This is a genomic window from Mesorhizobium wenxiniae (assembly GCF_002284535.1).
Classification (GTDB): Bacteria; Pseudomonadota; Alphaproteobacteria; order Rhizobiales; family Rhizobiaceae; genus Mesorhizobium; species Mesorhizobium wenxiniae.
Window position 1 is genome coordinate 312,001 of record NZ_NPKH01000020.1, and the last position, 23,445, is coordinate 335,445.

At 63.8% G+C, this 23,445-nt stretch carries 22 protein-coding genes and 1 pseudogene; 14 read left to right on the forward strand and 9 right to left on the reverse strand.

What is annotated here, in order from left to right; genetic code table 11:
- The first annotated feature begins 101 nt into the window (after positions 1-101).
- The gene (locus CIT31_RS11735) at positions 102-1,040 is read left to right on the forward strand and encodes an NAD(P)-dependent oxidoreductase (protein ID WP_095518720.1); all 939 of its coding nucleotides are present in this window, start codon (positions 102-104) and stop codon (positions 1,038-1,040) included.
- Between the two features lie 170 nt (positions 1,041-1,210).
- On the opposite strand, the gene CIT31_RS11740 is transcribed toward CIT31_RS11735, so the two are convergent.
- The gene (locus CIT31_RS11740; RefSeq protein ID WP_095518721.1) at positions 1,211-2,008 is read right to left on the reverse strand and encodes a FadR/GntR family transcriptional regulator; all 798 of its coding nucleotides are present in this window, start codon (positions 2,006-2,008) and stop codon (positions 1,211-1,213) included.
- A 134-nt stretch (positions 2,009-2,142) separates the two neighbouring features.
- On the reverse strand, positions 2,143-3,132 hold the full coding sequence (locus CIT31_RS11745) for a sugar-binding protein (RefSeq protein WP_065006737.1): 990 nt from the start codon (positions 3,130-3,132) through the stop codon (positions 2,143-2,145).
- 426 nt (positions 3,133-3,558) lie between these two features.
- Here CIT31_RS11745 and CIT31_RS11750 point away from each other — a divergent pair, with 426 nt between their 5' ends.
- From CIT31_RS11750 to CIT31_RS11800, 11 genes are all read left to right on the forward strand, one after another.
- The gene (locus tag CIT31_RS11750; RefSeq protein ID WP_029351636.1) at positions 3,559-4,299 is read left to right on the forward strand and encodes an ATP-binding cassette domain-containing protein; all 741 of its coding nucleotides are present in this window, start codon (positions 3,559-3,561) and stop codon (positions 4,297-4,299) included.
- 40 nt (positions 4,300-4,339) lie between these two features.
- Positions 4,340-5,338: an ABC transporter permease gene (locus CIT31_RS11755; RefSeq protein WP_029351638.1), complete on the forward strand. Its 999-nt coding sequence runs from the start codon at positions 4,340-4,342 to the stop codon at positions 5,336-5,338.
- Between the two features lie 175 nt (positions 5,339-5,513).
- Complete coding sequence (locus CIT31_RS11760; protein ID WP_029351641.1) at positions 5,514-6,341, forward strand: AraC family transcriptional regulator; 828 nt, start codon at positions 5,514-5,516, stop codon at positions 6,339-6,341.
- Between the two features lie 115 nt (positions 6,342-6,456).
- On the forward strand, positions 6,457-6,900 hold the full coding sequence (locus CIT31_RS11765; protein ID WP_095518722.1) for an SRPBCC family protein: 444 nt from the start codon (positions 6,457-6,459) through the stop codon (positions 6,898-6,900).
- 16 nt (positions 6,901-6,916) lie between these two features.
- Entirely contained in the window at positions 6,917-7,708 is a 792-nt protein-coding gene (locus tag CIT31_RS11770) for an FAD binding domain-containing protein (protein ID WP_095518723.1), read from the forward strand.
- 50 nt (positions 7,709-7,758) lie between these two features.
- Positions 7,759-8,241 carry a (2Fe-2S)-binding protein gene (locus CIT31_RS11775; protein ID WP_095518724.1) on the forward strand — a complete coding sequence of 161 codons (483 nt, stop codon included), beginning with the start codon at positions 7,759-7,761 and terminating at the stop codon, positions 8,239-8,241.
- 14 nt (positions 8,242-8,255) lie between these two features.
- Positions 8,256-9,623, forward strand: a complete 1,368-nt coding sequence (locus CIT31_RS35715; RefSeq protein ID WP_095518725.1) for a xanthine dehydrogenase family protein molybdopterin-binding subunit — start codon at positions 8,256-8,258, stop codon at positions 9,621-9,623.
- A gap of 1 nt (position 9,624) precedes the next feature.
- Positions 9,625-10,629 (forward strand): xanthine dehydrogenase family protein molybdopterin-binding subunit, encoded by a 1,005-nt coding sequence (locus CIT31_RS35720; RefSeq protein ID WP_065006732.1) that lies wholly within the window; start codon positions 9,625-9,627, stop codon positions 10,627-10,629.
- A 9-nt stretch (positions 10,630-10,638) separates the two neighbouring features.
- On the forward strand, positions 10,639-11,520 hold the full coding sequence (locus CIT31_RS11790) for an AAA family ATPase (RefSeq protein WP_095518726.1): 882 nt from the start codon (positions 10,639-10,641) through the stop codon (positions 11,518-11,520).
- Positions 11,521-11,609: 89 nt separating this feature from the next.
- Positions 11,610-12,746 carry a vWA domain-containing protein gene (locus tag CIT31_RS11795; protein WP_095519335.1) on the forward strand — a complete coding sequence of 379 codons (1,137 nt, stop codon included), beginning with the start codon at positions 11,610-11,612 and terminating at the stop codon, positions 12,744-12,746.
- Entirely contained in the window at positions 12,746-13,633 is an 888-nt protein-coding gene (locus tag CIT31_RS11800; RefSeq protein ID WP_165778457.1) for an amidohydrolase family protein, read from the forward strand. Before CIT31_RS11795 ends, CIT31_RS11800 begins: the two co-directional genes overlap by 1 nt.
- Before the next feature lie 199 nt (positions 13,634-13,832).
- Here CIT31_RS11800 and CIT31_RS11805 read toward each other — a convergent pair.
- Positions 13,833-15,260, reverse strand: a pseudogene (locus CIT31_RS11805) (MFS transporter).
- A 246-nt stretch (positions 15,261-15,506) separates the two neighbouring features.
- On the opposite strand from CIT31_RS11805, the gene CIT31_RS11810 reads away from it, so the two are divergent.
- Positions 15,507-16,508, forward strand: coding sequence for an ornithine cyclodeaminase family protein (locus CIT31_RS11810; protein ID WP_095518728.1), 1,002 nt, complete (start codon positions 15,507-15,509; stop codon positions 16,506-16,508).
- On the forward strand, positions 16,505-17,986 hold the full coding sequence (locus tag CIT31_RS11815; protein ID WP_095518729.1) for an HAL/PAL/TAL family ammonia-lyase: 1,482 nt from the start codon (positions 16,505-16,507) through the stop codon (positions 17,984-17,986). The genes CIT31_RS11810 and CIT31_RS11815 overlap by 4 nt, the downstream gene beginning before the upstream one ends.
- A 59-nt stretch (positions 17,987-18,045) precedes the next feature.
- Here CIT31_RS11815 and CIT31_RS11820 read toward each other — a convergent pair whose 3' ends face one another.
- The 6 genes from CIT31_RS11820 to CIT31_RS11845 all read right to left on the reverse strand — a co-directional run bounded on the left by CIT31_RS11820 (position 18,046) and on the right by CIT31_RS11845 (position 23,403).
- Positions 18,046-18,846 (reverse strand): 3-methyl-2-oxobutanoate hydroxymethyltransferase, encoded by an 801-nt coding sequence (locus CIT31_RS11820; RefSeq protein ID WP_095518730.1) that lies wholly within the window; start codon positions 18,844-18,846, stop codon positions 18,046-18,048.
- Positions 18,847-18,883: 37 nt separating this feature from the next.
- Entirely contained in the window at positions 18,884-19,198 is a 315-nt protein-coding gene (locus CIT31_RS11825) for a MocE family 2Fe-2S type ferredoxin (protein WP_065006726.1), read from the reverse strand.
- A gap of 43 nt (positions 19,199-19,241) precedes the next feature.
- Complete coding sequence (locus CIT31_RS11830; RefSeq protein WP_095518731.1) at positions 19,242-20,330, reverse strand: fatty acid desaturase family protein; 1,089 nt, start codon at positions 20,328-20,330, stop codon at positions 19,242-19,244.
- An 88-nt stretch (positions 20,331-20,418) separates the two neighbouring features.
- Positions 20,419-21,603, reverse strand: coding sequence for an aldose 1-epimerase family protein (locus tag CIT31_RS11835; RefSeq protein WP_095518732.1), 1,185 nt, complete (start codon positions 21,601-21,603; stop codon positions 20,419-20,421).
- Between the two features lie 16 nt (positions 21,604-21,619).
- On the reverse strand, positions 21,620-22,402 hold the full coding sequence (locus tag CIT31_RS11840) for an ATP-binding cassette domain-containing protein (RefSeq protein ID WP_164759565.1): 783 nt from the start codon (positions 22,400-22,402) through the stop codon (positions 21,620-21,622).
- Entirely contained in the window at positions 22,399-23,403 is a 1,005-nt protein-coding gene (locus CIT31_RS11845; protein WP_245316182.1) for an ABC transporter permease, read from the reverse strand. The genes CIT31_RS11840 and CIT31_RS11845 overlap by 4 nt, the downstream gene beginning before the upstream one ends.
- Positions 23,404-23,445: the final 42 nt, after the last annotated feature.

Sequence of the window (23,445 nt, forward strand, 5' to 3'; positions counted from 1 at the left end):
TGCAATCGTCTACCAACCGCTTGCGGCAAAAACCCGCTTCAACAATTCGCCTGCCAAAGTGCAGCGCCGTCATCGAGACCGCAACACAGGATTACACGGACATGAACACCACCGCCGCGAGCGAAAAGATCGGCTTCATCGGACTGGGCTTGATGGGACACGGGATCGCGAAGAACATCGTCGATAAGGGCTATTCGCTGACATTCCTCGGCCGCAAGAACCGCGCTCCGGCGGAAGACCTGCTCGGCCGGGGTGCGGAGGAAGCCGCGACCTCGCGCGACGTGGCAGTGGCATCCGATATCGTCTTCATCTGCGTCACCGGCTCGCGCGAGGTCGAAGCCATCATCCGCGGGCCCGGCGGCCTCAAGGAAGGCCTGAAGAAGGGTTCGGTGGTCGTTGATTGCTCGACCTCGGACCCGACCTCGACCGTAGCGCTTGCCGCCGAACTCAAGGCGCTCGGCGTCGACTATGTCGATGCCCCGCTCAGCCGCACGCCGAAGGAGGCCTGGGAAGGCACGCTCGACGCCATGGTCGGCGCGTCCGACGCGGTCTTTGCCCGGCTGAAGCCGGTGCTCGACACTTGGGCCGGACGCATCGTCCACATCGGCGACACCGGCGATGGCCACCGCATGAAGCTGCTCAACAATTTTATTTCGCTGGGTTACGCGGCGATCTATTCCGAGGCGCTGGCGCTGGCTGAGAAGGTCGGCATCTCGCCGCCGCGCTTCGACAGCGTTATCCGCAACGGCCGCATGGATTGCGGCTTCTACCAGACCTTTATGCGCTGGACCCTGGAAGGCGACCGTGATGCGCACAAATTCACCATCGCCAACGCCTTCAAGGACCTCACCTATCTCGAATCGATGGCGGGTGCTGCCGGCATCGCCAACCCGCTTGGCAATGCCACGAAGAACGCATTCGCCGGCGCATTCGCCGCTGGGCCGGCCGATCAATATGTGCCGATGCTGGCGACGCATATCGGCAAGGTCAACGGCGTCGACCTGACACCGACGAAAGATGGGAAGAAGCAGACGATTTGAGGCTGCCGCCCGCCGCTTTTTTGATCAAGCCTGGCACCGCCCCTCATCGCCCTACCGGGCACTTCTCCCGGTATAGTGACGGGGAGAAGGACGCCCTCGCCGACTGTTTGCGGCCAGACCCTCTCCCCGGCGGCAGCCGGATGAGGGGCAGCGCCAACGTTGGGCATGAATCAGCGCCGCGACCGCCCGATAACGTCGTCGGTATTGGCGAGCAGTCTATGCACTGCGGTGCGGGCTGCAGCCGGCCGCTGGAGCCGGATGTTCTTCTCGATCGCCTCATGCAGCGCCTGCGCTCGAGGCTGGTCGCTGGTTTCGCGGGTGACGAAAACGAAGAGGTGGTCGAGCGCGGATTCGATCAGCACGCCGAGCGGTACCAGGAGGTCGTTGCCCGACGCCCGCAGGATGGCGAGATGAAAACGCGTGTCCGCGCGGGTGCGCTCCTGCAGCGTCGTCGCTTGGCCCATCTCCCGGCAGGCCTGGCTGATCTCGGCCATCTGCTCGTTGCTACGCCGGATCGCGGCAAAGGCGCTGGCTTCCGGCTCGATAATATGACGGAACTCCTGCACGGTTCTGAGGAACACTTCGCGGTCGGGCGACGTCGCGTACCAGGCCAGCACGTCGCGATCGAGCAGGTTCCAGCGCTCCTTCGGCTCGACCCAGCTGCCGATCTTGGGGCGTGAAGCCAGCAGGCTCTTGGCCATCAGCATCTTGATCGCTTCGCGAACCGCCGAGCGGCTGACGTTGAAAGTCTCGGACCATTTGGCCTCGTTGGGCAGGATGGCTCCCGGCGGATAGTCGCCGCGAACGATCCTGAGGCCGATCTCGTTGGCCAGCGACGCATGCACGCTCGATCCGGGGATCAGCGCCGCATCGGTACGGCGCGCGCCGGGCGGACGGGCAGCCTGTGCCTTGACCTTGGCCCGTGCATTAACCGTGGTAAGTCGCTTTTTCGATCTTGCGTCCGACATCCATGTTCCCCGGCACATGCTGAACTCAAGGCGCGGCAAAGCAGGAGCGGTTCGCCCCAGCAATCTCACCTCGTAGGTTTTCGTGAACCGGTGTGACGGGGCGCCCGTCGATCGGACGCCCCGAAACTGCGAACCTACTTCTGGATGCAGGTGTCGGCCGTATCCTTGGTGCACTCGTCGAGACCGGTGAAGACCGGATCGGCGACCGGCTTGCCTTCGATCAGGTCAATCATCACCGAGGGCGCCTTGTAGCCCATCTCGAACGGCCGCTGGCCGACCAGCGCGGTGACCAGACCCTCCTTGGCGATCGCCACTTCCTCACCGATCGTATCGGCAGCGCCGATGACGAACTCGTTCTTGGCGATCTTGTCGGCCATCGGCTTGAACAGGTCGCGATAGGGCTGCGGCGCACCGAACAGCGGCCAGCCGCCCATGATGCCGAAAGCGTCGAGATCGGGATTGGCGGCGAGGATATCGGTCATCGCCTGCACGCCCTTGGCGCCGTCGTCATTGGTGAACACCGGGCAGCCGGCGACCTCGGTCCAGCCGCCCTCGCCGGCGAGCGCCGGGAGATCCTTCTGGCCTGTAAGCGCGTCGCGCATGCCCTGAGCGCGGCGCAGGATGTTGTCGGCCGCCGGATTGCCTTGGATGGTGCAGATCTTGCCGCCATCCGGCTTGGCCTTCTTGATATACTCGCCGATCTTGTAGCCCATCAGGTAGTTGTCGGTGCCGAGATAGGTCTTGCGCAGCGCCGCATCTTCCTTGCTGAGGTCGGCGTCGAGCGTCATGATCGGGATCGACGGATTGGCGCTTTTGATCGTCTGCGCGATCAGCGGCGCGTTGGACGGCGAAATGGCCATCGCCACCGTGTCTGGCTTGCTCAGCATGTCCTGAACGATCTGGGCTTCGCCGGCCTCGTCCGAGGTCGACGCTGGACCTGTGTAGAAGCATTCATATTCCGAGTTGGCGTTTTCCGAGTTCCATTTCTGGCAACCCTGGTTGATGGCCTCGAAGAACGGATTGTCGAGCCCCTTCACCACGATGACGAGCTGTTTCTTGGCCATAGCCGGCCCGGCGCCCAGCGCCAGCATGGCAACGGCGGCGAGCAATAGTGATTTCCTCATTTCAGTCCTCCCTTGAAACAGACGGACACGGCGTGCCCGCCACACAGACCGGCCCGGATGCGCGATGACAGAGGTTCGTTTCGCGAGCGCTCGTGTCGCCAAGCCGGGCCGATAAGTATTTCCAGATGCGGCCGCAGACCAGCGCGGTACGGACGCTGCCAGATCCTCGACCGATAAACCTCCGCCGATTCCGCCGGCGCGCCGGAACAGGAGATCGGCATAATCTCCTCCGACGCTTAGCTAATATCGGCTTGCGACCAACGTCAATTGCTATTTGTCCTACAAAACGGATTTTTCGAAAGAAGCCGCTGTTGACGGCAAGGGGGCATGTGCGTAAATGGGCGAAAGCGCTGTTCCCGGGAGGGGCTGGGGAGAGCGAGGCCGCGGCAGAACCGCTGGCCGGAACCACGGGGAGGAAGCAGTCTGGTGTCGGTTCTCGAACTCGCCAACATCTCGAAACATTTCGGCGCCATCCAAGCCGTCAACGACGTTTCGCTGTCGATCGAGGCCGGACAGGTGGTCGGCCTGATGGGCGATAACGGCGCCGGCAAGTCGACACTGGTCAAGATGATCGCCGGCAATTTCCGCCCGAGCCACGGCACGATGCAGATGGACGGCAAGGAACTGATCCTGCACAAGCCGGTGGAGGCGCGCCAGCACGGCATCGAGATCGTCCATCAGGATCTGGCGCTGTGCAACAATCTGACGGCCGCCGCCAACGTCTATCTCGGCCGCGAGCTGCGCCGCGGCGTCGGGCCGTTTCGCATCCTCGACTACGCCGCGATGTACAAGCGCGCCGGCCAGATCTTTGCCGTGCTGAAATCCGAAACCCGCCCGCGCGACTTGGTCAAGCAGATGTCGGGCGGCCAGCGGCAAGCGGTGGCGATTGCCCGCACCATGCTTTCGCAGGCTAAGATCGTGCTGATGGACGAGCCGACGGCGGCGATTTCGGTCCGACAGGTCGCCGAGGTGCTGAACCTGATCCGCCATTTGCGCGACCAGGGCATTGCGGTCGTGCTGATCAGTCACCGCATGCCCGACGTCTTTGACGTTGCCGACCGCGTCATCGTCATGCGGCGCGGCCGCAAGGTTGCCGACAAGACGATCGCGTCGAGTTCGCCCGAGGAAGTCACCGGGCTCATCACCGGCGCCATCGAACAGGTTTGATGTCAGCGGGTTTCACCACGCAAGCAGATAAAGGTCGACGATGGCAGTAACTCTTGACCAGACGATCGCGCAGAAGCAGCACACTTTGCTGACCAGGGTGTTTGCCAGCCAGACCTTCTGGGTGGTGATCGCGGTCATCCTCGCCTGCCTGTTCCTGTCTGTCGCCACGGATTCGTTCGCCACGACGAAGAACCTCTACAACATCACCCGTAACGTCACCTTCGTCGCCATCGTCGCTTTGGGCATGACCTTCGTCATCATCACCGGCGGCATCGACCTTTCGGTCGGTTCGGTGCTTTGCCTGTGTTCGATGGTGCTGGCGGTGACCATGCATGCCGGCTACGGCATCGAGATCGGCATTGCCGCCGCAATCGCGACAGCGCTGATCATCGGCGCCTTCAACGGTATCTTGATCGCCTATCTCGGCTTTCCGCCGTTCGTGGTGACGCTCGGCATGCTGTCGATTGCGCGCAGCCTTGCCATGGTCGCCTCCAACAACACCGTCGTCTTCCAGTTCGGGCCGGATCACGACAAGCTTCTGGCGCTGGGCGGCGGCGCCTTTGTGTTCGGCATCGCCAATCCGGTGCTCTACACGATCGTGCTGGCACTGATCACCGGCTTCGTCCTGCGCTGGACGAAATTCGGCCGGCACATCTTCGCCATCGGTGGCAACGAGCATGCGGCGACGCTGACCGGCGTTCCGGTGCGCCAGATCAAGGTCGCGGTCTATATGATCTCGGCGCTGGCGGCCGGTATCGCCGGCATCATCCAGACCGGCTGGCTTGGCGCCGTCACCACCAATCTCGGCAACGGCATGGAGCTTCAGGTCATCGCCGCGACCGTCATCGGTGGCGCCAACCTGGCCGGCGGCATGGGCACGGCCTTTGGTGCCGTCGTTGGCGCGGCGCTGATCGAAGTGATCCGCAACAGTCTCGGCCTGCTCGGCATCAATGCCTTCTGGCAAGGCGTGTTCATCGGCGGCGCCATTCTGCTGGCGGTCCTGTTCGACCGGATCCGCAATTTCAGGCGCAACGAATAGACCGCAGTTGACGAACGCTATTCGTTTCCCCTGCTATCGCTCAGTCTGATAATCGGCCGGTACGGCCCATGACGGGCGCCAGGCGTGCGCATGTGCCTTGACGCAGGCCCGGACTGAGCCCCACTATCCCCACTGCAGGCGAAGGGAGGCCAGTCGCCTGCGGGAGGATATACCCATGACGGAAGCGATCAGGCTCTACTGGGGCCGGTTCGGACATGTTTCTGTCCTGAACGTCGCCAGCGACTTCGTCACCCATGCCCATGTCGAGGCGCATATCATCATCTGGCTGGAAGGCACGGCCGGCGAGATGACCATCGGTCGCGAAACGGTGCGGCTTGGGCCCGGCACCGCCGCCGGCATCAATTCCTTCCAGCCGCACAGCCACGCTTTGTCCAGCGACGGCCGGCCCGGCCTGTTCCTCGCCTTCTACATCGATCCGGACTGGGCGCGCCGGCGTCGCGACCTGCCGTCGTCCGCGCCGCTATTTTCAGCACCGGCGATCACGCTGGAGCCCTGGCTGCACAAGGCGGCAGCCAACCTTCTCGACCATCTCAGCGACAATGAGAGCATCGACGACATCGCCAATTACGAGATCGAGCGCTTCATCGACAGCGTGCTCGACGCCGCCGACGCCTCGGCACCGCAAGTAGCACGCGCCCGCGTCCACACCATGCAGGATTTCCGTGTCCGCAAGGCGATCCAGCTGATGAAGGCCAATGTCTGCGAGCGTATCTGCTTCGACGATGTGGCACGCAGCGTCGGCCTGTCGCGGCCGCATTTCTTCGCGCTGTTCAAGGAGCAGACCAATCTGACGCCCAACGTCTACTGGAACACGTTGCGCATGGAGGAAGCCGTGCGGCAGTTGCAATGGTCGCAGGAGCCGCTGATCTCGGTCGCCTGCAATCTTGGCTTCACCACCCAGGGCAATTTCTCGCGCTTCTTCCGCGATCATGTCGGCGTTCCGCCGACACTCTATCGCGAGGCGGCGCGGGCCATTTCCTGAGCCGCCTGGCAGCCGTTTTTCAGACTATTTGATAGGCGGTCAAGACGCATTGATAAGCGCCGCCGGGCCCGCCGCCCTACCCTCGCGACATACATGCTTGCAAGGGAACGACCATATGGCGAAAGTTACCATCTCCAGCGTCATCGACGTGCCGGTCGAAAAGGTTTGGGCGCGCATACGCGACTTCAACGGCCTGCCGAGCTGGCATCCGCGTATGGTCGAAAGCCATATCGAGGACGGCAAGGATCCCGGCACGATCGGCTGCGTGCGCAACTTTCAGCTCGCCAGCGGCGCCCGCATTCGCGAAAAGTTGCTCGACTTCTCCGACGGCAATTTCCTCGTCAGCTACTCCATCCTGGAGACACCGCAGCCGCTGACCAACCACAAGGCGACGCTGCAGCTGCGGCGGGTGACCGATGGCGACCGCACCTATGCCGAATGGACCGCCAGCTTCGACGCGCCCCCGGAAGAAGCCGACAAACTGGCCGAGGGCATGGGCGCCAACGTCTTCCAGGGCGGTTTCAACGCTTTGAAAAGTCATTTCGCCGGCCAAAGTTGAGCAAAAGGAGCCTTCCATGGCGCTCGCCCTGCAGACTTTCTCGACGGTCAAGGACGCCAATGCGGCGCTGAAAGCCGCCGGTACCCGATACCTCGGCGGCGGCACGCTGGTCGTGCGCGCCGCCAATGAAGGCGATGTGTCGGTCTCCAGCCTCATCAGGTCGACCGAGCCGGCGCTGTCGGCGATCACCGTTTCCGGCGGCAAGGTCCGCATTGGCGCTTCGGTGACCATGGCGGCGATCGCCCGTCATCCGGATCTCGCGTCGCTTGCCCACGCGGCGCGCGCCGTCGGCGGCCCGGCGATCCGCAACATGGCGACCGTCGGCGGCAATCTCTTCGCCCCGGCGCCCTATGGCGACTTCACCGTGGCGCTGCTGGCACTGGACGCAACCGTCAATATCGACGACGGCGAGCTACCGATCGAAACCTTCCTGGCAAAACGCGAAAGCAACCACGCCATCATCACCGCAGTTGGATTTACGTTTCCGGCTGACGGCTTTCGCTTCCTGAAAGTGTCGAGGATCAAGCCGAAGGGCGTCTCGGTGCTGAGCATCGCCGCCGTGCTGGAACAAGCACCGGACGGAACCGTGTCTTCGGCACGGATAGCGCTTGGCTGCATGGCCGACCGGCCGATGCGTGCGACGGCGGCGGAGAAGGCGCTGCTCGGCAGGACGCTCACCAGCGATGGCATCGCGCCGACGCTTGCTGCGGCCGGCGACGGCACCTCGCCTGTTACCGATCCGATCGCCAGTGCCTGGTATCGCAACGAAGTCCTGCCGGTCCATCTCGGCCGGCTGCTACTCGGCTGAAATATCCAGGGGAGCGCGCTTGCCCACGAGCAGGCGCGCAAGGAGGAAACATGGCAAAGGTCCCGGTTCAGTTCACGCTCAACGGCGCGGAGAAGGCCGAATTCATCGACAGCGGTACGACGCTGCTCAACGCACTGCGCGACAAGATCGGCGACACCTCACCGAAAGGCGGCTGCCATCAAGGCACATGCGGCGCCTGCTCGGTCATCATCGACGGTGAGCTCCGGCTCTCCTGCCTGACGCTGGCGGAAACCTGCAACGGTGCGGCCATCACCACGACATCGGGGCTTTCGGAAGGCGGCGTTCTGCATCCGCTGCAGCGGGCCTTCCTCGACGCCTTCGCCACCCAATGCGGCTTCTGCACGTCGGGCATGATCATGGCCGCCAAGGTGCTGCTCGACCACACGCCGAACCCCAGCCGCGACGAGGTGGTCGAGGCGCTGTCGGGCAATATCTGCCGCTGCACCGGCTACGAGCCGATCATCCAGGCGGTGCTGACCGCCGCGCGATCCAATTCGCAGAACGCGGCTTGAGGGGAGTCAAAAAGATGGAACTCCGCAAGAGCTACTTCGCCGACCAGCGCAAGGACGACCTGCACGAGATCGGCCAGCCCAGGCCGCGCTCCGATTCACCCGGCCATGTCACCGGCAAAACCGCCTATTTCGCCGACCGCAATTTTCCCGGCATGCTGCATCTGAAGATGGTGCGCAGCCCGCATCATCACGCCCGCATCCGCAGCATCGACACTTCAGAGGCCGAGAAACATCCAGGCGTCGTCAAGGTGCTGACCGCCAAGGATGTGCCGCACAATGTCTACACCATCCTGATCCTGATCCAGATCGGGCCGGAAGACGAGACGGTTCTGGCCGACGGCAAGGTGCGCTGGAAAGGCGAGGCCGTGGTGGCGGTGCTGGCCGAGACCGAGCGTGCCGCGCAGGAAGCGGCGGCCAGGGTCAAGGTCGATTACGAGGTGCTGCCGGCAGTCTTCGATATGGAGGAGGCGCTGAAGCCCGGCGCGCCGATAGTGAACGAATATCACGGCCGGAACTATTATCTCTATGACAGCGGCGAATGCCGCAAGGTGCGCTTCGGCGATGTCGAGGCCGGCTTCGCCGGGGCCGATCACGTGCTCGAACAGACCTACCAGTCCTCGCCGATTGAACACGCACCGACCGAGACGACCGGCTGTATCGTCGCGCCGGAGGGCAATGACCGCTTCACCTGCTACACCAACACGCAGGCGATGTTCTTCACCCTCGACAATGCCTCAATCATCCTGCAGATGCCCGGCAACAAGCTGCATTTCGTCGGCGGCACTGTCGGCGGCGGCTTTGGCGGCAAGGTCGACGTCATTGTCGAGCCGATCGCCATCCTCGGCGCCAAGCTGACCGGGCGGCCGGTCTCCTTCATCTACAGCCGAGAGGAGGAGATGCAGATCTCCTCGCCGCGCGCTGCCGAAAAGGTCGTCATCAAGGATGGCGTCATGAAGGATGGCCGCATCGTCGCCCGCAAAGTCACCGGCTACACCGATGCCGGCGCCTACTCACGCCATTCGCCCTATGGCGCGCAGAAGGGCGCTGGCCACTACCCCGGCCCTTACACGATCCCGAATGTCTGGATCGACACCTACTGCGTCTACACCAACCGCACGCCTTCCTCCGCCATGCGCGGCTTCGGCGTCACCATCGGCGATTTCGCGCTGGAGGTACAGATGGACAAGCTCGCCCGGTTGATCGGCATGGACCCGCTCGAATTCCGCTTCATCAATGCCTACCGCGACGGCGACATGAAGGCGCACCGCCAGCCGACCGAAGGCGCTGCGCTGATCGAGTGCATGCAGGAAGCGTCGCGCACCGCCAACTGGCCGGTGGCGGAGAAGTTCATGGCGATGTCGTCCTACGCGAAGGGAGCTTGAGATGGCGATCAGGCGTGGACGCGGCGTCGCCGCAATCAACTATCCGACCGGCATGAACCTCGGCGGTGACCCGACCCAGGCGCTGGTGCATTCGACGCCGACCGGCAATTTCATGGTGACGCTGTCGAGCGTCGATCTCGGCCAGGGCATGAAGCAGATCATGGCGCAGATCTGCGCCGAGACGATCGGCGTGCCGTCCGATCGCGTCGTCGTCGACACCGCCGACACCGATACCGGCCCGCACTGCATGGGCACCTTCGCCTCGCGCGGCACCCACCGCGCCGGCAACGCCGTCATCCAGGCGGCCAGGGAAGCCCGCCAGGTGATGCTGGAAGTGGCGGCCGAGGAACTGGAAGTGAATGCGTCGGACCTCGAAACCGACGGCCAAGGCAACATCCTGGTCAAGGGCGCGCCGCAAAAATCGATTTCGATCTTCGATGTCGCGCTGTCGGCTCACTTCAAGCGCGGCCGCTCGATCTCCGGTCGCGGCATGTTTTTGATCCCCCGCTCCTATCCCGAGAAAGAAACCGGCGCGATGAAGCCGTCGACCTGCTACGCCCACGCCTGCACGGTGGCCGAGGTCGAGGTCGATGACGAGACCGGCGAGGTCACCGTGCTGACGGTCAAGAACATTTTTGAGATCGGCCGCGCGCTGAACCCGAAGATGGTTGAGCAGCAACTCATCGGCGGCTCATGGATGGGCATCAGCCACGCGCTCTACGAGACGACTGAACCCTATTATCCCAATCGCGATCATGGCGGCACCGACTTCAACCAGTATCTGATGCCGGGTCCTGGCGATCTTGCGCAAACCGAGATCATCGTGCTGGAACGACCCTCGGCCGACGGCCCGTACGGCGCCAAGGGGCCAGGCGAAATGTGCGCCAACCCGCAGATCCCGGCGGTCGCCAATGCCGTCTTCGACGCCGTCGGCGTGCGCATCGACACGCTGCCGATCACGCCGGAGCGCATCCTGCGCGCGTTGAAGGCGCAAGCCCCGAACTGAGTGTTGGAAATGCCCAAGAGAAGCGCCGAGACTGTCGCGACCTCGCCGGAGGCGGTGGCGTCGCACCTCGCCGCCTCGCGCTATCTGGCCGATGAAAGCCTGGCGACTGCCGTCTTCCTGGCGATCCGGCTGGGCAAGCCGCTGCTGCTCGAAGGCTCGCCGGGCGTCGGCAAGACGGAAGCGGCCAAGGCGATAGCTGAAGTGCTCGGGCGCGACCTCGTGCGGCTGCAATGCTATGAAGGCATCGACGCCGCGCATGCGCTCTACGAATGGAACTACCAGCGCCAGCTGCTCGCCATCCGTCATGCCGGCGAGCATGAGGTCGACATCTATGACGACCGTTTCCTGATCGCGCGGCCGCTGCTGCAGGTGCTGAAGGCGCCGGAAAAGCGCGTGCTGCTGGTCGACGAGATCGACCGTTCCGATCATGAGTTCGAAGCGCTGCTGCTGGAGTTTCTTTCCGATTTCCAGATCAGCATTCCTGAGAGAGGCACCATCCGCGCGACGGCGCAGCCGATTGTCATCCTGACCTCGAACCGTACCCGCGAGCTGGCGGAAGCGCTGCGGCGGCGCTGCGTCTATCACTGGATTACCTATCCCGACGCCGAGCGCGAAGCCGAGATCATCATGCTGCGCGCCGGCGACGTCGCCGAGGCCACGGCGCGTGCGGTGGCTGCTGCCGTGCACGATATTCGCGCCCGTCCGCTGGCCAAGCCGCCGGGCATCGCCGAAGCGGTCGAATGGGCGAACGCCGCGACCATCCTCGAACAGGGCGGCAGCCCGTGGCCGGAAGCTTTTCGCCGCGCCATCGGCGTGCTGATCAAGGACGAGGAAGACCTGTCCTATATCGCCCCCGAGCTTGGCCAGATCGTCGAGGAGGCACTGGCGTGACACGCGACGTCAACGACCCCTTCGCCCCGTTCGCAGCGCAGCCGAATACGGATCGACCTCACCGCTGGCGGGACAGCACCCGCGAAGGAATGATGCGGGGAGAAAACTTACCCCTGGCGGCAGCACCCTTGCTCGGCTTTGGCCGGCTGCTGCGCCGCTATGGCTTCCCGGTGGCGCCCGAGCAGGTATCGGGCTTCATGCAGGCGGTGACGCTACTTGGACCGCGCTCGATGATTGACATCCACGAGGCAGCGCTTGCCACGCTGGCGCCGCCGCCCGACCGCCGCGACGAATTCGAGGCGCATTTCCAAAGCTATTTCTATGGCAACGCCACGGCCGTGGTCGAAGGCGAGGCCGACGACGAAACCCGCATCAAGGATGACGGCGGCCCCGGCGACGAGGAGAACAAGGTGGCACGCCAGGCAGAAGGCGGCGATTTATCGTCCGGCGCCGAACTGTTGAGCGGCCGCGACTTCCAGCGCGACGGCGACGGGCTTGCCGCCTTCCGCCGCAAGCTCGCTACCGCCTTGCCCGCCCGCAGCTCCTTCCGCACCGTGCGCACGCACGCGCGCGGCAAGCTCGATCTGCGCCGTTCGCTGCGCGAAGTCGTCAGTGTCGATGGCGACATACCGTCGCCGCTGCTGCGCCGCCGGCAGACCGTGCCGCGCAAGCTGCTGATCCTGATCGATGTGTCAGGCTCGATGAAGCTCTACACATCGGATTATCTCAAGCTGGCGCATGCGGCGGTGCAAGGTGCGGGCCGGGCTGAAATCTTCACCTTCGGCACGCGCCTGACCCGCATCACAGCGGCGCTGCGCATTCGCGACCGAGACCAGGCTCTGGCCCACGTGGCAGCACTGGTCGACGACTGGGACGGCGGCACCCGCATGGGACCGACGCTGCTCGCCTTCCTGTCTGTGCCGCGCTTTTCCGCTTTCGCGCGCGGGGCGGCGTTGGTCATCCTGTCCGACGCGCTGGAGCGCGGCGATCACGCCGAACTGGAAATGGCGATACGCCGGCTGAGCGCACGCGCCTTCCGTCTTTCGCTGGCGACGCCGCTGGCCGGCGATCCGCGTTTCCAGCCGGCAACGGCAGCGCTTCGCGCCATCCTGCCGGTGCTCGACGATCTGATCGATGGTTCGTCCATCGCCGGTCTCACCGATTTCATCCTGTCGCTCGCCCGCCCTGCCCCGGCGGCCGCAGCCATCTGGAAAAGGGTCTCATGATGCAGAAGGCGATCGACGCACACTTCCACATCTGGCGCCAAAAGGATCAGCCATGGCTGGTCGGCCCGATGGTGCCGCGCATCTTCGGACCCTATGAACCGATCCGCCGCGACTATCCGATCGAGGAATTCCTGGCCGATCAGCAAGGCTCAGGCGTCGAGAAGGCGGTCTATGTCCAGACCAACTGGGCCAAGGAGGATTTCGAGACCGAGGTCGCCTTCCTGCAGAAGACAGCCGACGAGACCGGCTGGCCGCATGCCATCGTCGGCTATGCCGACATGACGGTGGACGATATCAGGCCCCAGATCGACCGGCTGATCAAGTACCCCCTGCTGCGCGGCGTGCGCATGCAGCTGCACTGGCACGAAACGCCGGCTTTCCGCTTCGCCGCAGCACCGGATCAGGTGATCGACCCGAAAGTGCGGGCCAATGTGGCGCGGCTGAAAGACTACGGCCTGTCCTTCGATCTGCAGCTTTTCCCAGCCCAGATGAAGGACGGGCTGACGCTTGTCGGCGAGAATCCTGAGACCAATTTCATCCTCACCCATGCCGGCATGCTGACCGATACGTCGGACGAAACCACGGAGGCCTGGAAGGCGGGACTGCGAACGTTTTCAGCGGCACCCAACCTCTACGCCAAGCTCTCCGGCCTCGGCACCTTCGTCCACCGCAACGACCCGGCGCTGATCGCCTATATCGTCGACAATGCAATCGACGTCCTCAGCAGCAATCATCTGATGTTCGGCTCGAACTTCCCGATCGAGAAACTGTGGACCAGCCACGCCGAGCTGATCAAGGCGCACCGGGAGGCGGTGGCCAAGCACGGCGTGGCCGCCGAGGCGGACATCTTTTGGAAAACTGCGGAGAAGGTATATCGGCCGGTGTAGCGCGGCGCCTTTCCTTCTCCCCTTGTGGGGAAGGTGGCCGAGCGAAGCTCGGTCGGATGAGGGGTGCTGGAAGGGTCGTTGCGTAGAAGATATAAGCGCTTCAAACCATTTTATATTTTCTCGCTGCGTTTCTCCCAGCACCCCTCATCCGTCTCGGCGCTACGCGCCGATCCACAAGGGGAGAAGGTCAAGCCCGATTTCAGTTCCGCGGAAAATGGCCCGAAACCTCGGTGCCGGCGGCCGGCGGCAGCGCCAGGAAGCGGAGCGAGACCGCGAGCCCGATTGCGCCGATCACCAGGAAGGCAAGGCGGAAGTCGACCAGGTCGAGCGCCGGACCGCTTCTCGCGATCTGCGAGAGGTTTAGGAGCGCCGCCGCGACCGCCACGCCGAACGGCATCGCCTCTTGCTGCAGCATGCTGGACAGTGTCGCCGCCGAGCTGCGCTGCGATGAGGCTACGCCGGCGAAAGCCAGTGTGTTGAGCGCGGTGACCTGCATCGAACGCGTCAGTCCGGCAATCAGCATCAGCGCCACCACCAGCGCTTGGGGGTCTGCGGCGATATCGCTGCGCAGGCCATGATCGACAGCGATGCGATCACGCCGCACCGAACGGAAAACGAAGCGCCTCAGCGTCGGTGTCGTCACCGTCTTCATTCCGAGATTGCCGAGGAAATAGGCAAGGATCAGCATGCCGGCATCGACGGGTCTCAGGCCGAAGCCGACCTGGAACAGCAGCGGCAACAGGAATGACGTGGCGTTGATGGCGACCCGGAAAATGGTGCCGGCCGACAGTGTCGAGATGGCGAAAGTCTGTACCTTGAAAGCCGAGAGGTCGAGCAGCGGATTTTTTGTGCGCGCCAGATGCCGCACCGCCAGCCAGCCGACCAGGGTGCCGGCGGCAAGCAGCGCCACGGTCGGCATGGCGCCGTCTTCCGGATGGGCGATCCGCTCGAGGCCGTAGAGCATTGAGGCGAGCCCGGCCGAGTCAGAAGAAAGCCCGGCCAGTCGAGCGGCCTGGTTTCGGAATCGCGGTCGCCGGGAATGAAGCGGGCGACCAGCGCCAGACCGGCCAGCCCGAGCGGAATGTTGATGAAGAAATTCAGTGCCAGGAGAGATAGGTGGCCATGAAGCCGCCAAGCACCGGCCCGATCACCGGCGCGAACAGCGCCGGCCAGGTGATCGGTGCGGTGGCGTTGAGAAGCTCGGACTTCGAGACGTTACGCAGCACCAGGATGCGGCCGACCGGCGTCATCAGCGCGCTGCCCAGGCCCTGCACGGCACGCGCGGCGACGAACTGGGTCAGGCTTTGCGAGATTCCGCAGGCGATCGAGGCCAGCGTGAACAGCGCGATCGCCATGAGGAAAATGTTGCGCGCCCCGAAGCGGTCGGCGAGTCAGCCCAACAGCGGCACGAACGCCGCCATGGGCAGCATATAGACGGTGATGCCGATGCTCATCGCCACCGCCGGCACGCCGAAGGATTCTCCCATCTGCGGCAGCGATGTCGAGATGATCGTCGCATCCAGAAGCTGCATGAAGAGGCGACGACGACGATCAGCGCCACGCGCCGCGCCTGCCGCGCCGCCGTCGCGGTCTCGGCCAAGGCTTTGTTTTCGGGCATGGCGGTCATGCGCAGAACTGTATGAAAGTTTTTCCCGCGCCACTGGGAACCAGGCAATTGTCCGGCAAATCGATGACGCACCGGTTTGAACAAGCATTTGGGCGGCGCCGTCCAGACATGGACCAATAAACTTTCGTGTCGTATCGCGCCTTTTATGCGATGACTGAACCTAGCCACCGAACCAGCCTTTGACACTTCGCGATTTCGTTTCGCCTCTTCTGACTAGGACCCCACTTCATCAGGACCAATCTGCGCATGAAGCCCATCTACATCGATTATCTCAACGCCCTCGACATCGAAGCCCTTGATATGGTCGATGCGGAAATAATCGATGCGGTCGAGGGCGGGCTGGTGGCGCAGGGCAACGGCCAGGCGGTGATCGAGCCGCGCGTCCATCTCGAGCCGGACCCGTCCTTCAACGGCCATTTCAATGTCCTGCGCGGCTACGTCGCGCCGCTCGATGCGGCGGGCGTCAAGATCGTCGGCGACTATGTCGACAATTACCTGCACGGCCTGCCATCGGAATTCGGCATCCTCAACCTGTTCGATCCGCGCACCGGCACGCCGCGCGCCATCCTCGACGCCACCGTCATCACCGACATGCGCACCGGTGCCGTCACCGCCATTGGCGCAAAACATCTGGCGAAAAAGACGTCGAAGATCCTCGGCCATATCGGCGCGCGCGGCACCGCCTACTGGAACGTGCGCCTGCTCGACCATCTCTTCGACTTCGAAGAGATCCGCGTGCATTCGCGTCGGCCGGAAAGCCGCGACGGCTTTGCCGCCAAGCTGTCCGCCGATCTCGGCAAGCCGGTCATGGCGGTCGCCGACTGGCGCGCCTGCGTCGAGGGCGCCGACATCGTCGTCGAGGCCTCGCGGCTGCCGGAACCGCAGCCGCTGCTGAAGACCGCATGGATCAAGCCCGGCGGGCTGGTGATGCCCTACGGCACGATGAGCGCGGTGGAGCTGTCGTTGACCGACATCATGGCAAAGATCGTCGTCGACGACTGGGGCCAGTGCAAGGGCGGCAAATTCGGCTCGCTGCGCGCCCATGTCGAGACCGGACGCCTGAGCGAGCAGACGCTGCACGCCGAACTTGGCCAGATCGCCGCCGGCCTCAAGCCGGGGCGCCAGTGCGACGACGAGACGATCCTGTTCTGGCATCGCGGCCTGTCGCTCTCAGATATCGCGCTGGGTAAGGCGATGCTGGCCAAGGCGCAGGCGCAAGGCATCGGCCAGCGGCTGCGTTTCGCATGAGCGCGCTTGTCCTCACCGGAAGGGGCGTGAGCATCGAGGACGTCGCGGCGGTTGCCCGCGCCGGACGTAGGGTGGAGGTAGCCCCCGCGGTCATGGAGAGGCTGGACAGAGCGCGAAAAGTGCTCGACCGCGCCGCCGCTTCTGGCCAGCCGATCTATGGGCTCAATACCGGTCTCGGCGCCAATCTCGGCACGTCGGTCAGCGGCGACGCCAGCGCCTTCCAGCACCAGTTGCTGGAAGGACGCAGCGGCGCCGTGGGTGACGCGCTGCCACAAGACATCGTGCGGGCGACGATGCTTGCCCGCACCGCGATGTTTTCGGCCGGCGGTTCGGGCATTTCATCAGAGGTTTTCCTCGCACTCATCGGCGCGCTCAATGCCGGCGTGCATCCGGTGATGCCGTCACTGGGCTCGATCGGCGACAGCGACCTGGTGCTGATGGCAACGCTCGGTCGCATGCTGACCGGCGACGGCGAAGCTGACTTTCAGGGCCGGCGCATGCCGGCGGCCAAGGCGCTTGCGATGGCCCGCCTCGCCCCCGTCAGCCTCGCCCCCAAGGACGGGCTGTCGCTGATAAGCGCCTCGGCGGTGTCCGCCGGCAGCGGTGCGCTGGCAGCGGCTGACGCATTGTCCGCCTTCGCACAACAACAGCAGGCGGGCGCGCTGACCATTGAAGGCATCGGCGCCAACCAGACGATCCTCGATCCGCGCCTGCAGGCGGCGCGACCGGCCGCTGGCCAGCAGCAGGCCGCGCAAGGCTTGCGCGATCTGCTGGCACGCGACAAGGCGCCGACGCCGGCGACCTTGCAAGACCCGCTGTCGATCCGTTGCATGCCGTCGATCCATGGCGCGCTGTTGCAGGCAATCGATCAGGCCAGGCAAGCTGTCGAGATCGAGCTCAACGCCGCCGCCGACAACCCGCTGGTGCTGGGCGACGACGACACGGTGCTGTCGACCGGCAATTTTCACACCCCGTCACTGTCGCTTGCCTTCGAGACGCTCAGTCTTGCCATCGCTCAATGTGCGGCCGCCTGTGCTGCCCGCTTCCTCCAGCTTACCGGCTCAGGCCGCAACGGCCTGCCCAAATATCTGTCGCCGGTCGGCGGCGCTTCGGCCGGCTTCGTGCCGCTGCAAAAGACAGTAAGTGCTATTCTCGCCGCCATCCGCCACAGGGCCAACCCGGTGATGCTCGACTTCCTGCAGGTCTCGGAGGGCGTTGAGGACCATGCGACGCAAGCACCGCTGGCCGTTTCGAAATGCGCCGACATGATCGCGCTGTGGCAGCGGCTGATCGCCTTCGAGCTGATGGCCGCCGCACAGGCCGTAGACCTGCGCGACGGGCTGACTCTCGCGTCGGGCACAGCGGGAATTCACGCAGCCGTGCGTGCCCTCGTCGCGCCGCTTAGGGAAGACAGAGCGCTCGGTATTGACGCGGAGGCGCTTTACGCTGCGCTGGCTACCGGAACATGGCTGCCATAGCGCCGGCCGTCGCATATGCCGGCTTACGATATTGTCGAGCAGGTCCTAGCCGACGCGTTTCATCCGGCGTCGATCTTCTCCATGAACAGACCGAGTTGGTCCGGGTCCATATGCACCACATGCTTGTCTTCGGGATAGGCCAGGCTGTTCACGTCGGCGACATATTCGGAAAATGCGGCGATGCGTTCCGCCTGCAGGCGGTCATATTCGGCGGCGAAATTGCGGTAGACTTTGGAGTGGCGCGGCATGTGGCCACGGTTCTGGCCAAGGATATCGTCGGCGAACAAATATTGCGCGTCGCAGCCGGTGCCCGCCCCCATCGACAGCATGATCAGCGAGGTCCGCTCCGAAATCGCATTGGCCACCTCGACCGGCACCACTTCGATCTCGGCGCCGACCGCGCCTGCGGCCTCGTACTGCTTGACTGCCTCGAAAATTTGCATGGCGCTGTCGGCGGTCTTGCCGACAGCCTTGAAGCCGCCGGTCCAGGTGGCGCGCGACGGGATCAGTCCGACATGGCCGATCACCGGGATGTTGTCATCGGCCAGCCGTTTGACAGTTGCAAAGCCGGCGCTGCAATAGACCGCGTCGGCGCTCGCCTTGTAGAGCCGAAACGCCCAGCGGACGAAGTCGTCGGCTGTGCCGATCTCGTAGAAATTGTCGCCCGGCATGGTGAACAGGCTGGGTGCGGCATCGCGGAATTGCGGGTTGAGCACCAGCTCCGGCGGCACCGAGACGATGTCGACCCCGGCTCTTTCGGCTGCCTCGGCCTCGTCCATCGTCAACACGCGCAGCATGGTCAATTGCCGCTTGCCCTTCATGGCGCGCAGATCGGCGATCGTGGGTCTTTTGCGGCTCATCGATTTTGGTCCCCTTTGTTGCGTGTATTAAAGCAGATCAATTGATCTGGATCATCACTTTGCCCGCTTCGATCTTGACCGGATAGGTCTGCAGATTGATGCAGACGGGAGCCCCTTTGGCCTGGCCGGTCTTGTAATTGAAGCGGCCATTGTGCTTGGGACATTCGATGATGTCGTCCATGACAAGCCCATCGGCCAGGTGGGCCTTCTCATGCGTGCAAAACCCGTCGGTGGCAAAGAATTCGTCGTCAGGGGAACGATAGATCGCGAAGGTGCGGCCGCCATGATCGAAGCGGATGACATCCTCTTCTTCGACATCGTCCACGGCGCACGCTTCGACCCAATCGGCCATCTCTGTTTCTCCTGAAATCTGTATTGCGGCAGTGCCCAGTGCCTTATTCCGCGGCCGCCGACATGTTCACCTCGTGGAACTCGCCACGATAGGGCCGCGCCGTCAGCGGCAGTTCGCGCTTGAGGAAATAGTCCTCGTATTTGAGCTGCCTGAGCAAGACCGGCCAGACCTCGCGATAGGCATGCCACATCGACGGGTTCGGCTCAGGCAAATCGTGCTTGATCAATTCGTGCAGCCTGGGCAGCGCGTGATAGGGCACCATCGGGAACATGTGATGCTCCACATGGTAATTCATGTTCCAGTAGATGAACCGGCTGATCGGGTTCATGTACACGGTACGGGTGTTGAGCCGGTGGTCGACCACATTGTCGGCCAGGCCGATGTGCTGCAGCAGGCCGGTCAGCACCATGTGCCAGGTGCCGTACAGGCGCGGCACGCCGATCAGCACCAGCGGCAGCCACGACCACGTGTAAAGAGCGACCGCGATGGTCGCGATATAGATCACGATATGCCAGCGCGCGGCGATGACGGCCTTGTGCTGTTCCATCTCGGGAACGTAGCTTTTCTCGTCGGGCGTCAGTTTGCCGAACGCCTGGCGTACCAGCGCCGGAAGCGAGTAGCGAAAATCGAGGATACCGGTGAAAGCGAGTGCGGTGCGCAGCAGGTCCGGCGGGCGCATCACGGCGATCTCGGCATCGCGTCCGACAATGATGGTGTCGGTGTGGTGGCGGGCATGGCTCCAGCGCCAGGTCACCGGATTGCGCATCAGCATGAAGCTGGCGATCTGGTAGACCACATCATTCATCCAGCGCGTTCGGAAGGCAGTGCCATGACCACATTCGTGCCAGCGCGAGTCGCTGGAGGAGCCGTAGAGCACGCCATAGACGAAGAAGAACGGCACGCACCACCAGGTGCCCCAGAAATAAATGCCGCCGGCAGCTGAACCCAGGATGGCGACGATCCAGATGATCGTGTCGCGGATCGCCGGGCCATCCGACCGTTGCATCAACTCCTTGATCGCCTTGCGGGAGACGTCGGTGTGATACCACTTGGCCGAAGCCAGCCCCGTCTCGATCGCCCTGCGTGTGCTCTCGCCGACCAGGCTGTAGTCGCGCTTCACTGTGCCAGCCATTGTGACCTCCAAATCCTGATGGCCCGAGAGCCCTCCCCGCTCCGATCGGACTCAGCCTCCCAACTGGTGTTTCGCATCCTCTTCGCCATTATCGCGACCTGCCTCCGATCACCGGAAAATTGCCCGACGGCAGCGGATAATCCTGTTGCGGCTGCCGGGCGATCGCCGCGATCCGGCTTTCAGCGGCAGCGATGTCGCCGGTGCCATCGAGAACCCGGAACACCGCATTGTATGAGCGGCTCTCGCCATGCTCCAGCCAGATCATCTCGCCGCGTTCTCGGGCCGCCAGATTGCCGAGCACATGATGCGTCGACGGCTCGATGCCCAGCGCATAGTGCCCTGCCTGGAAATTCTGCCACTCATAGGCACAAGGCAACTGATCCTTGCGGGTCACGACTTCCAGCCCAAGGCCAAGACGGTCGTTGACCACCGCCACCGGCACTTCCCCGGCGCCGTTAGCGCCAAGCTCGTGCTGCCAGACCTGCTCTTTGAAACCCAATTGCGGCGCCGGCACTGTGCGGTAGCCGACCTTCTGCGCCTCGTAGCGCTCGCCGGCATGCCCGGCCCACACAACGTCACGGATCGGCGCCAGATAGCGAGACCCCTCGTCGAGCACCGGATGGCTGACATTGATGTGGTAGAAATACATATGCGGCGTCCGGCTGAACCCGTGATTGAAGACCCGGTCCGAAAGCCGGATCTCGTTGCCGCCGACATCGGCTTCGATCCGCCGCAGCAGATGCAGATCCTCGCCGAACACAGTCGATTGCTGGACGATGCCTTCGGCCCACACCACGCAGCCGTCGCCGTCCCAGGTCTCGCCGTAACCGGTCAGGCGCGCCGGAATGGTGCCGATGCGGCCATGCAGCGAATGGCGCACCGTTTTCTTCGGCGGATAATTGTAGCTGTCGGCGGGAACCTCGTTCATGAACAATATATGGTCGAGACCGCAGGTCAGCAGCAGGCCCGAGAAGGAACGCGCCCAGGCCAGCCCCTCCTCGCCTTCGTACTCATGCAGACCGGGATGGCGAAAGCCGCTCGGCGAATGCCAGCCGATCGCCTGGCCCTTGAAGTCGCAATCGGCGATATCGAGCGCCCGATCGACCAGCGCGGTGAAACGCAGGCCGGAGCCGGTGCGGAATTCGAGCATGCGAATGCCGCGCTCCACGCCGTCGCCAAGTGTCATCAGCCGCACGCCGGCGAATTGCGACAGCATGCCGGACCGTTCCGAAACCTGCCGGCGCGACAGCGTCTTGCCGTAAAGCTCTACCATGTGACGGCCAGTTCCTTCACTTCGCTCTCGTCTCCTTGAGCAGGGCCGACATATCGGCGCCGGTAATGATGCTTTCCACCGTCAACAGATCGGTATCGGCGACCGTCTGCTCAGCGACGATCTCGCCGCGGCGCATGACGATGATGCGGTCGGCGACCTGAAAGACGTGATGGATGTTGTGGGTGATCAAAAGCACCGAATGGCCGGCCGCGCGCACCTCCTTGACGAAGCGCAGCACGCCGTGTGTTTCCTCGACGCCGAGATTATTGGTCGGCTCGTCGAGGATGATGACCTTGGCGGCGAACTGCATCGCCCGCGAAATGGCGATCGACTGGCGCTCGCCGCCCGAAAGCGTGCTGACCAGCGCATCGGCGTCGAGCTTTTTCGAAATGCCGACGCGCTTCAGCAGCGCCGCGGCGGCGTCGCGCAGCTTGGCGAGATCGAGCGGCGCGAACACGCCCAGCCATTTCAGATTGACCGGTTCGCGACCGAGAAAGAGATTGCGCGCGATGCTCAGGTCCGGCGCCAGCGACGTGTCCTGGTGGATGGTCTCGATGCCGAGATCCATCGCGTCGCGCGTCGAGCGGATCGAGACTTTCTGGCCGCGCACATAGATGTCGCCGCGGTCGACGGGAAACACGCCGGAGATCGCCTTGATGAGGGTGGATTTGCCGGCGCCGTTGTCGCCGAGCAAGGCCACCACTTCACCTTCATTGAGTGCGAACGATGCGCACTTCAGGGCGCGGACGCTGCCGAAGGACTTTTGCAGGTTCTGCAACCGAAGCACTTCCATTGTCAGTTCCTGGCGGCGTTCTTCTGCAGCAAAGCGTGCAGGATGAGCATGGCAAGGATGATGACGCCGACGAAGATGTTGTAGGCGAGCCCCGGCACGCCGATCAGCACGATGCCGTTGCGGATGCTGCGCAGCATCAGCGCGCCGACAATCGTGCCCAGGATCGTGCCGCGCCCGCCGGTCAGCGCCGTGCCGCCGACCACCACCATGGCGATCACTTCGAGTTCATAGCCGGTGCCGGCCACCGGCGAGGCGGCAGAGATGCGGAACGCGCTGATCATGCCGGCGAGACCGGCCAGCGCGGACGTCAGGATGAACAGCCAGACCTTGACCGCATCGGCCGGCACGCCGCGCGCCACAGCAGCGTTACGGTTCGAGCCGATGGCGCTTATCCAGTTGCCGAGCTTGGCGTAGTGCAGGACGTAGATCGCCAGCAGCGACAGGCCGATGAACCACCACAAGGATGTATAGAAACGGAACGTTCCGATATTGAAGCTGCCGGCCAGCAGCGTCACGAAAAAGCCTGGCTGGTCCCAGGATTTCAGCGGAAAGCCTTGCGTGATGTAGAGCGCAGCCCCGCGCACCACGAGCAGCATCGACAGCGTGACCAGGAAGGAGGAGATGCCGATCTTGGTGACGATCAGCCCGTTGACCGCACCGATCGCTATGCAGAGCAGCAGACCGACAAGCAGGGCGATGCCGATGTCAAACCCGCCGTTCTGCACCAGAAGCATGACCACGACCGGTGCCAACCCGAACACGGCTCCGACCGAAAGGTCGAACTCGCCCGCAGTGAGAAGCAGCGTCATGCCGAGCGCGATGATGCCGAGTTCGGGCAGGAACGCCATCATGTTGGAGATGTTGAGCGGCGACAGGAAGTTGGCATCGGCAACGGCGAACACCGCCAGCAGGACAATCAGGATGACGAGCGAAGAGAATTGCGGCGAGCGGATCAGGCTCGACCTGCGTTTGGAGCGCGGCATTTCCTCTTCTGCGGCGATTGTCATGACTGCTTGGACCATATCTCAGGGTGACGCCCGCCGCCTGCG